Source organism: Streptomyces sp. NPDC005435, assembly GCF_040703155.1.
In the GTDB taxonomy this organism is placed as follows: domain Bacteria; phylum Actinomycetota; class Actinomycetes; order Streptomycetales; family Streptomycetaceae; genus Streptomyces.
The window spans coordinates 136,894-149,024 of record NZ_JBEXEQ010000005.1 but is presented as its reverse complement, the minus strand read 5'-3'; the positions used below and the strand labels follow the sequence as shown (position 1 = coordinate 149,024).

The following is a 12,131-nucleotide window of genomic DNA, read 5'->3' as shown; positions in this document are numbered from 1 at the left end:
TGCTCGCGAGCGGGCAGAGGGGCCGTACGGACTTACTTGGTGAGATGGTCCGGGCCGAAGGCCTGGGGCAGCATCTCGGAGAGCGGGAGGACGCCCTCGGGGGTGTCAAGGAGCAGTCCGGGACCGCCGAACTCGTACAGCAGCTGACGGCAGCGGCCGCACGGCACGAGGAGGGCGCCGGTGCCGTCCACACAGGTGAAGTGTGTCAAACGTCCGCCGCCGGTGCGCTGGAGCTGGGAGACGAGCCCGCACTCGGCGCACAGGCCGAGCCCGTAGGAGGCGTTCTCCACGTTGCAGCCGGTGACCGTGCGGCCGTCGTCCACCTGGGCCGCCACGCCGACCGGATAGCCGGAGTAGGGGGCGTAGGCGTGGGCCATGGCCTCGCGGGCCTCGGCGCGCAGCGCCTCCCAGTCGAACGCGGTCGCGGTGGTCACTTGCCCTGTCCCTTCCGGTACCGCATGCCGTCCGCCTTCGGCATCCGCAGCCGCTGCGCGGACAGGGAGAGCACGAGCAGCGTGACGACGTACGGCGTGGCGCCCACGAAGTCGCTCGGGACCTCGTCGGTGAGCGTGTACCAGGCCAGGACGACGAGGGCCACGACGGCGCTGACGATGCCCTGCCACAGGGCCTTGCGGTACACCTTCCAGGCCGCGAGGGCGGCGAGCAGCACGACCAGCAGGAGCAGCAGGGCGTGCACGGTGACGCCGCCGTTGCGCAGCTGGAGCGCGTCGGAGTAGCCGAACAGGGCCGCGCCCATGGCCAGGCCGCCGGGCCGCCAGTTGCCGAAGATCATTGCCGCGAGGCCGATGTAGCCGCGGCCACCGGTCTGGCCCTCCAGGTAGGTGTGCGAGGTGACCAGCGCGAGGAAGGCGCCGCCGAGTCCGGCGAGACCGCCGGAGATGGCGACGGCGGCGTACTTGTAGCGGTAGACGTTGACGCCGAGGGACTCGGCCGCGACCGGGTTCTCGCCGCAGGAGCGCAGCCGCAGGCCGAACGCGGTGCGCCACAGCACCCACCAGCTGCCCACGAAGAGCAGCGCAGCCAGGATCGTCACCACGGACACGTCGGTGACGATACCGCCGAGGATGCCCGCGATGTCGGAGATGAGGAACCAGTGGTGTTGCTCGACCGAGTGCAGCGCGTCGGACAGTCCGGGCACGGTGATGTCGCCGAGCGAGTCGACCGGCGGGGACTGCTTGGGGTTGCCGCCCGCCTCGGAGGCCTTGCCGCCGGCGAAGAAGAGCTTGGCGAGGTACTGCGTGGCACCGAGCGCGAGCAGGTTGACCGCGACACCGGAGACGATGTGGTCGACGCCGAAGGTGACCGTGGCGACCGCGTGCACGAGGCCGCCGAGGACGCCGAAGCCGATGCCGCACAGCAGGCCGAGCCAGGGGCTGGACTGCCAGCCGATCCAGCCGGCGCCGAAGGTGCCGAGGATCATCATGCCTTCGAGGCCGATGTTGACGACGCCGGCCCGCTCGGACCACAGACCGGCCAGACCGGCGAGGCCGATCGGCACGGCGAGCCCGAGGGCGGCGTTGACCTGGCCCTCGGAGGTGAGCTGGTGGGCGCCGGTGATCAGACGGACCACGGCGACGAGCAGCAGGGCTCCGGCGATGATCAGGAAGAGCCGGGTGGTGGAGCGGCCCTGGCGCTTGTCGGCGCCGCCCGGGGCCTTGGGCGCCGCGGGCGGCGGCGCGTCCGTCATCGTGGCGGTCATCACGCCACCTCCTGCATCTCGGTCGGCTTGGCGGCCTGGGCGGCGAGTTCGGCGCCGACGCGCTGCTGCTGGCGCTTGAGGCCGTAGCGGCGGACGACCTCGTAGGCGATCACGACGCACAGGACGATGACGCCCTGGATCACGCCGAGGATCTCCTTGTCGTAGCCCTGGAACTCCAGGTGGTTGGTGGTGCGCTCCAGGAAGCCCCACAGGAGGGCGCCGAGCGCGATGCCGATCGGGTGGTTGCGGCCGAGCAGCGCGATGGCGATACCGGTGAAGCCGATGCCCACCGGGAAGCTGTTGTCGTACTGGTGGCCCTCGTTCAGCAGCGTCGGCATGCCGATGAGACCGGCCACCGCACCGGAGATGATCATGCTGGTGGCGACCATCTTCTTGACGCTGACGCCGCTCGCGGCGGCGGCCGACTCGGACTGGCCGACCGTGCGCAGGTCGTAGCCGAAGCGGGTGCGGCCGAGGATGAACCAGTACGCCACGCCGACGACCACGGCGAGCACGATGAGGCTGTCGAGGACGCCGGCCGGGCCGGTGTCGATGTTCGGCAGGAAGGACGAGGAGGGCAGCGGCTTGGTGGAGACCAGGGTGCCGCCGTCGTCGAGCTGGCCGAGCTTGCCCGGCTGGAGGAGGTAGCCGATGACCGCGGTCGCGATCGCGTTCAGCATGATCGTCGCGATGACCTCGCTGACGCCCCGGGTCACCTTGAGGACGCCCGCGATGGCCGCCCACAGGGCGCCGGTGCCCATGGCACACAGGAGGATCAGCGGGATGGCGAGCCAGCCCGGCACGGTGAGCGCGCCGCCGACGGCGGCGGCGACGAACGCGGCGAGGCGGTACTGGCCGTCGACACCGATGTTGAACAGGTTCATGCGGAAGCCGATGGCCACCGCGACGCCCGCGAGGTAGTACGTCGTCGCCTTGTTCAGGATGTAGACCTGGCTGTCGCTGGCGAAGCCGTAGGTCACCATGTCGCTGAACGCGGCGCCCGGGTTCTTGCCGGTCGCGAGGATCACCAGCGCGGTGACCACGAGCGCGGCGACGACGGCGAGCAGCGGCGCGGCTATGCCGAGGAACAGCCGCTCCTTGTCGATCCGTGAGGTGAGCTTGTTCATCGGTCGGCGTCCTCTGTGTGCTCCAGGTGGCCGGAGGCGGCACCGGTCATGGCGGAGCCCAGCTCCTCGGGGGTGATCGTGGCGGGGTCGGCGTCGGCGACCAGACGGCCGCGGAACATCACCCGCAGGGTGTCGGAGAGGCCGATCAGCTCGTCCAGGTCGGCGGAGATCAGCAGGACCGCCAGACCCGCGCGGCGGGCCTCGCGGATGTAGTCCCAGATGGCCGCCTGGGCGCCGACGTCCACACCGCGGGTGGGGTGGGCGGCGATGAGCAGCTTGGGGTCGTGGCTCATCTCGCGGCCGACGATCAGCTTCTGCTGGTTGCCGCCGGACAGCGAGGCCGCGGTCACGTCGATGCCGGGCGTGCGCACGTCGTAGTCGGCGACGATCCGCTCGGTGTCCGCGCGGGCGGCCTTCGGGTCGAGCAGGCCGCGGCGGGAGTTGGGGCGCTCGGTGACGTGGCCGAGGATGCGGTTCTCCCACAGCGGCGCTTCCAGGAGCAGGCCGTGGCGGTGGCGGTCCTCGGGGACGTAGCCGATGCCGGCCTCGCGGCGGCGGCGGGTGGGCGCGGCGGAGATGTCCTTGCCGTCGAGCACGACGACGCCGGCGTCCGGGGAGCGCATGCCCATGATCGCCTCGACCAGCTCGGACTGGCCGTTGCCCTCCACGCCCGCGATGCCGAGGACCTCGCCCTTGTGGATGGTGAGGGAGACTTCGCCGAGGATGATCCGCTCCACGCCGTCGAGGTCCTTCTGGGCGAGGTGCAGCCCGGTGACCTCCAGCATGGGTACGTCCGTGACCGTGGACTCCTCGGTCTCGGGCGTGGGCAGTTCGCTGCCGACCATCAGCTCGGCGAGCTGCTTGGGGGTGGTGCTGCTCGGCTCGGCCGTGCCCACGGTCGTGCCGCGCCGGATGACGGTGATCTCGTCGGCGACCGACAGCACCTCGCCCAGCTTGTGGGAGATGAAGATGACGGTCAGGCCCTCGGCCTTGAGCTCGCGCAGGTTGTCGAAGAGGGCGTCGACCTCCTGGGGCACCAGGACGGCGGTGGGCTCGTCCAGGATCAGGGTCTTGGCGCCGCGGTAGAGGACCTTGAGAATCTCCACGCGCTGGCGGTCGGCGACGCCGAGCTGCTCGACGACGACGTCGGGGCGGACGTTCAGGCCGTAGGCGTCGGAAATCTCCCTGATCCTGGCGCGCGCCTTGCCGCCGATGCCGTACAGCTTCTCGGCGCCGAGGACGACGTTCTCCAGGACGGTGAGGTTGTCGGCGAGCATGAAGTGCTGGTGCACCATGCCGATACCGCGCGCGATGGCGTCACCGGGATTGCTGAGGACGACCTGTTCGCCGGCCACGGTGATGGTGCCCTCGTCCGGCTGCTGCATGCCGTAGAGGATCTTCATCAGGGTGGACTTGCCGGCGCCGTTCTCGCCGCACAGGGCATGAACCGTGCCGGTGCGGACCGTGATGTCGATGTCGCGGTTGGCGACGACGCCGGGGAAACGCTTGGTGATGCCGCGCAGTTCGACGGCAGCGGGAGGGCTGGACGCGTTGATGGCGCACTCTCCTCGGGGGAAGGGGCTGCGTTGGGGAGGGAGGGCAGGCGTCGGCGACGCTAGCGCGGCAACTCGGCGCTACACGCGTAGAGTTGACACATTGTTATGGCCCGGCGGGGAGCACCGGGTCCTGTCGTCAACCTCCCGTCGCACCGCGGGCGGGAGGTTGACGACAGGGCCCAGGCGCCCCCACGCCGAGCCATGGTCCTGGTGGACCGGGTCAGATCACGGAGTGGTCTTGACCTTGACCGAGCCGTCGACGATCTTCTTCTTCGCGGCGTCCAGCTTGGGCTGGATGTCGTCGATGAAGCCGCCACTGGTGGCCAGCGAAACGCCGTTCTTGGCCAGCGAGTAGACGTTGTTGCCGGTCAGCGGCTTGCCGTCGTGGACGGACTTGATGAAGTCGTAGACGCCGACGTCGACGTTCTTGACGACCGAGGTCAGGATCGAGCTCTTGTACTTGGCCAGACCCGGGATGTTGTACTGGTCCGAGTCGACGCCGATCGCCCAGGCGCCCTTCTTGCCGTTGACGGCCTCGATGGCGCCGTTGCCGGAGGAGCCGGCCGCCGAGTAGACGATGTCGGCGCCGTTGTCCAGCATGCCCTGGGCGGCTTCCTTGCCCTTGTCGGGGCTGGCGAAACCGGAGGTGTCCGAGCCGTGGCTCAGGTACTGGACGTCGACCTTGATCTTCGGGTTGGTGTCCTTGACGCCCTGGACGTAGCCCGCCTGGAACTTCTTGATCAGCGGGACGTCGACGCCGCCGATGAAGCCGACGTGCTTGGTCTTGGTCTTCAGCGCCGCGGCGACACCGGCCAGGTACGAGCCCTGCTCCTCGGTGAAGGTGATGCTGTCGGCGTTCGGGGCCTTCACGACCGAGTCGACGATGCCGAAGTTGGTCTTCGGGTACTTCGCGGCGACCTTGGTCACGGAGGTGGCGTAGGCGTAACCGACGGCGACGATCGGGTTGTAGCCCGCGTCGGCCAGGTCGGACAGGCGCTGCTCGCGGTCGGCCTCGGTGTCGGTGGCCTTGGCGGTCAGGTCCTTGACCGAGCCGTCGAACTCCTTCGACGCCTTGTCGGTGCCGCGCGCGGCGGAGTCGTTGAAGGAGTGGTCACCGCGGCCGCCGACGTCGAAGGCGAGACCGATCTTGACACCCTTGCCGTCGCCCGACGAGCCGGAGGAGGCCTTGTCGTTCTCGGAGGAGGTGCTGCCACAGGCGGTGGCAGAGAGGGCGAGGGCTGCGGTCGCTATACACGCAGCGGAAAGCTTGGCTACCCGGCGCACGGGAAGGCTCCTTCACCTGACCTGAGCGCCACGATGGCGCTTGATGTGAGCACCGAGGAGCGGTGCTCCGGCCGAGCGCCCCGGCGGCGTCGGCTCGCGGCATCGTAACGCGCGTAGATGTCAGAAAAACACCTCTCGGGCGGCCGTTATCGAACCGAGGCAAACGGGGCCTGAACTCGGCCTGGCAGGTGCGTCCTGCCTTTGTTTCGGGGGCGGAACAAATGGCTTGCGGGTGTGTTGCGGGGGCGGACGGGGTGTGCGTGACGGCGGGCGGCGCGGGCGCGAGACGGCGGGTGCGGCGAGCCGTCCGGCGGTCTGTCGGGCGGGCCGTCCGTCGGGCCGTCCGTCGGCCCGTTCGGCGGCCGGGTGTGGCGGCCGCACGACGGTCCGCGTGACGCCCGCACGACGGACCACATGACGGGCCACACGACGGTCTGAGTGACGGCCTCGCGCCAGCCTGCGGGGCAGCTCGCACGACGGGTCTGCGTGACGGCCGCAGGGCTGCTCGCGCTACGGCCCGTAGGGCGGCCCGCACGACAGCCTGCCGGCAACTCGCGCTATGACCCGTGGGGCCCGCCCGCCCGACGGGCCCGCGTGATAGCCGCGCGGCAGCTCGCACGAAGTCCGCAGGGCCGACCCACACGACAGGCCCGCGTGACGGCCGCGCGACAACCTGCGGGGCAGCTCGCACTACGACCCACAGGGCCGACCCACACGACAGGCCCGCGTAACAGCTGGCGCGGCAGCTCGCGCTACGGCCCGTGGGGTGGCCCACACGACAGGTCTGCGTGACGGCCGCGCGCCCACTCGCGCGACGACCTGCGCGGCAGCTCGCACGACGGGGCCGCTGGCCAGCTCGCGCCATCACCTGCGGGGCAGCCCGCACGACAGGTCTGCGTGACGGCCGCAGGGCAGCTCGCGCCACGACCGGCGGGGCCCACCCGCCCGACGGGCCCACGTGATAGCCGTGCGGCAGCTCGCACGAAAACCGCAGGGCAGCTCGCGCCACGACCCGCAGGGCGCCCCACACGACAGCCTGCGGGGCAACTCGCGCTATGACCCGTGGGGCCCGCCCGCACGACGGCCCCGCGTGACGGCCGCACTACGACCCGGACGACGGGCCCGCGCGACAGCTGGCGCGGCGGCTCGCGCTGCGGCCCGTGGGGCGGCCCACACGATAGGTCTGCGTGACAGCCCGCGCAGCGCCCGCGCTACGACCCGTAGGGCGGCCCGCGTAACGGGCCGGCCGCCCTCGCGTCAGAGTTCCGGGGTGCCCATCAGGGCGGCGGCGGTGAACAGTTCCACTCCGACCGTGATCGCGTTCTCGTCGGCGTCGAAGTCGCCCTGGTGCAGGTCGCGTACGGTGCGCTCGCCGGGGCGGCGGACGCCGAGGCGGGCCATGGCGCCGGGGACGTGTTCCAGGTACCAGGAGAAGTCCTCGCCGCCGAGGCTCTGTTCGGTGGTCTCGACGGAGTCCAGACCCCGGCGGGCGACCATCGCGCGGCGCAACAGGTCGGCGGATTCCTGGTCGTTGACGACCGGGGGCACCCCGCGCACGTACGTGATCTCGGACTTGGCGCCGTGCAGGGTGGCGACCTCGTCGATGGCGGCGTGCACGATGTCGGGGGCGTCGCGCCAGGCGTCGAGGTCCAGGCAACGGACGGTGCCGGAGAGTTCGGCGTGCTGCGGGATGACGTTCGGCGCGTGGCCCGACTCGATACGGCCCCAGGTCAGGGCGAGGCCGCTGCGGGTGTCGACGCGGCGGCTGATCACCGCGGGCACGTCGGTGACGACGCGGGCGGCCGCCGTGACCAGGTCGGTGGTCAGGTGCGGGCGAGCGGTGTGGCCGCCGGGGCCGTCCAGGGCGACGTCCAGCTTGTCGCAGGCGCTGGTGATGGGGCCGTGGCGCAGGCCGATGCGGCCGGTCTCGACCTTGGGGTCGCAGTGCAGCGCGAGGATGCGGCCGACGCCTTCCAGCGCGCCGTCCGCGATGGCGGTGAGCGCGCCGCCGGGGAGCTGCTCCTCGGCCGGCTGGAAGATCAGCCGTACGGGGCGGGACAGCAGGCCCTTGGCGTGCAGGTCGGCGAGGACCAGGCCGGTGCCGAGGACCACGGTGGTGTGCACGTCGTGGCCGCAGGCGTGGGCGCGGCCGGGGACGGTGGAGCGGTAGCCGCAGTCGCTCTTGGTGTCCGGGATGGGCAGCGCGTCGATGTCGGCCCGCAGGGCCAGCAGGGGTACGGCGGGGCGGCCGTCGTCGGTGATGCGGGTGCCGTGGCCGTCGATGCGGGTGCCGTGGCCGTCGGTGAGCCCGATGTCGCAGATGAGACCCGTTCCGGTGGACAGGACGCGGGGGGTGAGCCCGGCCCGCTCCAGCCGCTCCTTGATCGCGGCGGTGGTACGGAACTCCTGGTTGCCCAGTTCGGGGTGCATGTGCAAGTCGCGGCGGAACTCGACGAGTTCCGCGTGCAGGGACGCGCTGAGCGCGCCGGGGAGCACATCCCCGGGCAGGTCGGCCTCGGTCTCTCGGAGCATCAATCGGTTCACCCTCTGAAGGGTAGGACGCCCGGCCGGTCAACTGACCCTCGATCAACAAAAGTTCAACCCGTGAGAGGGAAGAAAATTCGACTGGCGGACGCATGGCGGTGGGCTGGGGTGGGTAAAACCTTTCTTTCTCCTTCCACGGATACCACGCCTGACGCGCCCCCGCGCGCTTTGTCCACGAACCGGACCAGCGTGCCGCGTGCGCGGGGCTTGGGCGGGGTTGGGGGGTGGCCTGGACGGGGTTGGGCCGCGGGCCGGGGACAGCTCCCGTGCGGGGCGGGCGCCGGCTGCGAGCGAGAATCCCGGGCGCGGCTTGGACGAGGTTCGGCGTGGGCCGGGAACGGGCCCCGGGCGGGATGGGCGTGGGCTGCGAACTTGGGCGAGGATTCCGGGCGCGGTCCGGACGAGGTCGGGCGGCGGGCCGGAGGCGGGCCCCGGGCGGGACTGGGCGTGGGCGGCTGCGAGCACGGGCTTGGGCGAGGCAGAGGACGGGCCCCCGGTGCGGGATGAAACGCGAGCGCGGGGCTCGGAGCGGGGTCGGGCGGCGGCCCGGACGGGGTTGGGCCGCGGGCCGGGGACAGCTCCCGTGCGGGGCGGGCGCCGGCTGCGAGCGAGGATTCCGGGCGCGGGTCCGGACGGGGTTGGGCGGCGGGCCGGAGGCGGGCCCCGGGCGGGACTGGGTGCGGGCCGCGAGCACGGGCTTGGGCGAGGCAGAGGACGGCCCCCGGTGCGGGATGGGGCGCGAGCGCGGGGCGCGGAGCGGGGTCGGGCGGCGGACCGGGGCCCGGGCGGGGTGGGTGCGAGGCCGTGAGTCGAGTGGGGAGCCGGAGTCGGGCGGCCGGCAGCTGTGGGGAGCGGGCGCGAGGCCGTGGGTGTGGGGTCTGGGCGGAGTTGGGGGTGGGGGGCGGCGGTCGTGTCGGGTGGGGTGGGGGACGGGTAGGGTGCGGGGGCGTGAACGACACGCGCGCTGGGTTTTTGCAGGCCACCCGTTCCTCCTACGACGCGATCGCCAAGGAGTACACCGCCGAGCACCCGTCCTCGCTGACGTATCCGCTGGACCAGGCGCTGGTGGCGTCGTTCGTGCGGCTGGTGGTGGCGAACGGGCCGGAGCCGGTGGCCGATGTGGGGAGCGGGCCGGGGTATGTCACCGCGTATCTGCACGAGCTGGGGGTGCCGGCCTTCGGGGTGGACGTCTCCCCCGAGATGGTCGCGCTCGCGCGCGGCGCGCATCCTCAACTCCGGTTCCACGTCGGCTCGATGACCGCCCTGGACCTGCCGGACGGCACGCTGGGCGGAATCCTCGCGCTCTACTCCACGATCCACGTCCCCGACGCGCAGCTGCCCGCCGTCTTCGCCGGGTTCCGCCGCACGCTGGTCCCCGGCGGGCACGTACTGCTGGCCTTCCAGACCCGTACGGACACCGGCCACCTCCATCTGACCGAACGCTTCGGGCACGCCATCGACCTCGACTACTACTGGCGCACCCCGGAGCAGATGGCGGGGCTGCTGTCCGAGGCGGGGCTCACCCCCGTGGCGACGATTCTGCGGGAGCCGCAGGAGGACGAGCGGCGGGCGCGGGGGTTCGTACTGGCGCGGAAGTAGCCCACCCGGGCGGGCCGGCGGCTCAGCCCGGCTCCGGCAGCGGGCCGAGCCGCGCCGCGACCCGCTCGCGCAGCAGCAGGTACTCGGCCCAGCGGCGCGGCGCCGGGCCCGGCGGACGCTCTACGGCACGGAGCGTGGTGATGGTCTGGCCGCGCCGGAACTGCTCGCGGGTCAGGTCGAGTTCGATGCCGTTGGGCAGCCGGTTCCACCAGTGGTAGCCGTGCGGGGCGCCGTCCAGGCGCACCTCGCCGCACACCAGCTCGCCGCCGAAGAGGTCGTGGACGAGCAGCGCGGTGATGTCGCAGTGCCCCCGGGCCGGATTGCCGGGGCGCCAGTCGTCCAGGTCGTCGGGCGAGCACGTGTCGGCGGCCCAGCTCGTCCGCAGGGCCCGGTCGAGTTCCAGCAGGTTCCAGGGGGTCATCCCCGCAGCATCGCAGCCCCCACTGACACCACCCCTACACCGTCCGCACCGACGCCAGCCGGTGCACGTCACGCGCCGTTCCCGTCACGCCGGACAGGAAGCCCTGGGCGCGCGGTGAGGCGTTCTGGGTGAGCCAGTCGGGGTCCACGTCGCAGACGGCCACGCGGACGCCGGTGCCCTTGAGGGCCAGGGGGAGGGTGTGGACGACGGTGGAGGGGAAGCTGAGGACCGTACGGCCGATGGGGCCGCGGCGGGCGGTCAGCTCCAGGGGGAGGTCGGGGCGGACGATCTCCAGCCCGGTCTCGCCGGCCAGGCGGTGCAGCTTGGCGGTGCTTTCGCGACGGTGGGCGAAGTAGCGGGTGGCGCCATGCGTCTTGGCCAGGGTGTGTACGGCCTCCACATAGCGGTCGGCGTCCACCACGCCGGTCTCCACCAGGGAGGTGCCCACCAGGTCGGCGCCCCTGGTGATGCGGGGCGGGCCGAAGCGGGCGCGGGTCCAGGCGAAGTCGTTCGCGGTGACCGTCACGCCGTCCGGGGTCTCGGTCACCGGCATGGCGGAGAAGACCTCGACGCGACGGCCCGCGGCCGGGGTGAGCCGGCGGCGGGCGGTGGCCGACACGGGGGCGAGGAGCAGGTCGCGGGGGCCGGGGCGGCCGCCCTTGCGGTGCCAGCGCACCAGCCGTTCGCCCCGGGCCAGTTGGGTGACGAACTCCATCGTGGCCGTCCCGTCGTCCACGACGACCAGGTCACGGGCACGGGTGATGGTCAGCAGGAGCTGTACGTACCGGGAGAACGGGTCGCCCATGACGATCCGCTCCGCCCGCCGCAACGGCCCCGCCAGCGCCCCCACCGTCCGCAACGGCGCGCTCGCCCCGCCCCGCGCCTCCTCCCACCGCACCCGGTACCCCTCCTCCCGCGCCAGCTCCGCCATCCGCCGCAGCTGGCCCCGGGTCATGGGGTCGGTGGGCGCGAGCACGACGAGGGTCAGCGCGGGTACGGATTGCTCGCGCGCGGCGCCTTCCGAAGCCGGGGGTACGGATTCCCCGCGCACGTCACCCTCCGAGGCCAGGGGTACGGCTTCCTCGCGCACCTCGTCCCTCGAAGCCCGGGGTACGGATTGCTCACGCACGTCGCCCCTCGGGGGCTGGGGTACGGCTTCCCCGCGCACCTCGTCCCTCGAAGTCCGGGGTACGGATTGCTCACGCACGTCGCCCCTCGGGGGCTGGGGTACGGCTTCCTCACGTACCTCGTCCCCCGAAGCCGGGGGCACGGCTTCCCCACGCACGTCACCCTCCGAGGCCAGGGGTACGGCTTCCCCGCGCACCTCATCCCTCGAAGCCCGGGGTACGGCTTCCCCGCCCACCTCGCCCCCCGAAGCCCCGGGCACGACGTCCCCGTACTCCCCGCCCCCCGAAGACCGCCGCCCCCGCCCCGCCGGGGACGGCTGGACCGGCGTGGGCCGGGGCGGACGGTCGGTTTCGGGGGCGGAGGACGGCTCCCCGCCGGTGGCCCGGCGCGAGAACCCCCCGGAGAACGGCCCCGGGCCGGAACCCTGGACCGGAGCCGCCCCGAAGGACAGCCCCGCACCAGAGATCCCGGACGGAGCCGCCCCGGAAGACAGCCCCACACCAGAACCCGGGACCGGAGCCGCCCCGGAGGACAGCCCCGCACCAGAGACCCCGGACGAAGCTGCCTCAGAGGACAGCCCCGCTTCGGAACCCGGCACCGGGACCGCCCCGAAGGACAGCCCCAAACCAGAGACCCCGGACGAAGCCGCCCCGGAGGACAGCCCCGCTTCGGAACCCGGCATCGCGACCGCCCCGAAGGACAGCCCCGCTTCAGGACCCTGAACCGGGACCGGTCCGGAGGACAGCCCCGCA

9 protein-coding genes are annotated in these 12,131 nt (G+C 72.4%); 1 reads left to right on the top strand and 8 read right to left on the bottom strand.

The features are described 5' to 3' along the window. Positions 1-32 precede the first annotated feature (32 nt). From AB0898_RS08490 to AB0898_RS08465, 6 genes are all read right to left on the bottom strand, one after another. Complete coding sequence (locus AB0898_RS08490; RefSeq protein ID WP_161178717.1) at positions 33-434, bottom strand: cytidine deaminase; 402 nt, start codon at positions 432-434, stop codon at positions 33-35. Further along, positions 431-1,720 carry an ABC transporter permease gene (locus AB0898_RS08485; RefSeq protein WP_366802069.1) on the bottom strand — a complete coding sequence of 430 codons (1,290 nt, stop codon included), beginning with the start codon at positions 1,718-1,720 and terminating at the stop codon, positions 431-433. The genes AB0898_RS08490 and AB0898_RS08485 overlap by 4 nt, the downstream gene beginning before the upstream one ends. Next, positions 1,720-2,847 carry an ABC transporter permease gene (locus AB0898_RS08480; RefSeq protein ID WP_366802068.1) on the bottom strand — a complete coding sequence of 376 codons (1,128 nt, stop codon included), beginning with the start codon at positions 2,845-2,847 and terminating at the stop codon, positions 1,720-1,722. Before AB0898_RS08480 ends, AB0898_RS08485 begins: the two co-directional genes overlap by 1 nt. After that, positions 2,844-4,370: an ABC transporter ATP-binding protein gene (locus AB0898_RS08475; protein ID WP_407078307.1), complete on the bottom strand. Its 1,527-nt coding sequence runs from the start codon at positions 4,368-4,370 to the stop codon at positions 2,844-2,846. Before AB0898_RS08475 ends, AB0898_RS08480 begins: the two co-directional genes overlap by 4 nt. Before the next feature lie 258 nt (positions 4,371-4,628). Then, a complete protein-coding gene (locus AB0898_RS08470; RefSeq protein WP_366802067.1) occupies positions 4,629-5,687 on the bottom strand; it encodes a BMP family ABC transporter substrate-binding protein in 1,059 nt (352 codons plus the stop codon). A gap of 1,257 nt (positions 5,688-6,944) precedes the next feature. Then, entirely contained in the window at positions 6,945-8,219 is a 1,275-nt protein-coding gene (locus tag AB0898_RS08465; protein WP_366802066.1) for an amidohydrolase, read from the bottom strand. Between the two features lie 960 nt (positions 8,220-9,179). On the opposite strand from AB0898_RS08465, the gene AB0898_RS08460 reads away from it, so the two are divergent. Continuing rightward, positions 9,180-9,830 carry a class I SAM-dependent methyltransferase gene (locus tag AB0898_RS08460; RefSeq protein WP_366802064.1) on the top strand — a complete coding sequence of 217 codons (651 nt, stop codon included), beginning with the start codon at positions 9,180-9,182 and terminating at the stop codon, positions 9,828-9,830. Positions 9,831-9,852: 22 nt separating this feature from the next. Here AB0898_RS08460 and AB0898_RS08455 read toward each other — a convergent pair whose 3' ends face one another. Then, positions 9,853-10,251: a hypothetical protein gene (locus AB0898_RS08455; protein WP_366802063.1), complete on the bottom strand. Its 399-nt coding sequence runs from the start codon at positions 10,249-10,251 to the stop codon at positions 9,853-9,855. A gap of 34 nt (positions 10,252-10,285) precedes the next feature. After that, positions 10,286-11,302: a hypothetical protein gene (locus tag AB0898_RS08450; RefSeq protein WP_366802209.1), complete on the bottom strand. Its 1,017-nt coding sequence runs from the start codon at positions 11,300-11,302 to the stop codon at positions 10,286-10,288. Positions 11,303-12,131 lie beyond the last annotated feature (829 nt).

Coding starts and splice junctions, on each gene's coding strand:
- AB0898_RS08485 (WP_366802069.1), bottom strand. CDS start 1,720: ATGACCGCCACGATGACGGACGCGCCGCCGCCCGCGGCGCCCAAGGCC.
- AB0898_RS08455 (WP_366802063.1), bottom strand. CDS start 10,251: ATGACCCCCTGGAACCTGCTGGAACTCGACCGGGCCCTGCGGACGAGC.
- AB0898_RS08465 (WP_366802066.1), bottom strand. CDS start 8,219: ATGCTCCGAGAGACCGAGGCCGACCTGCCCGGGGATGTGCTCCCCGGC.
- AB0898_RS08480 (WP_366802068.1), bottom strand. CDS start 2,847: ATGAACAAGCTCACCTCACGGATCGACAAGGAGCGGCTGTTCCTCGGC.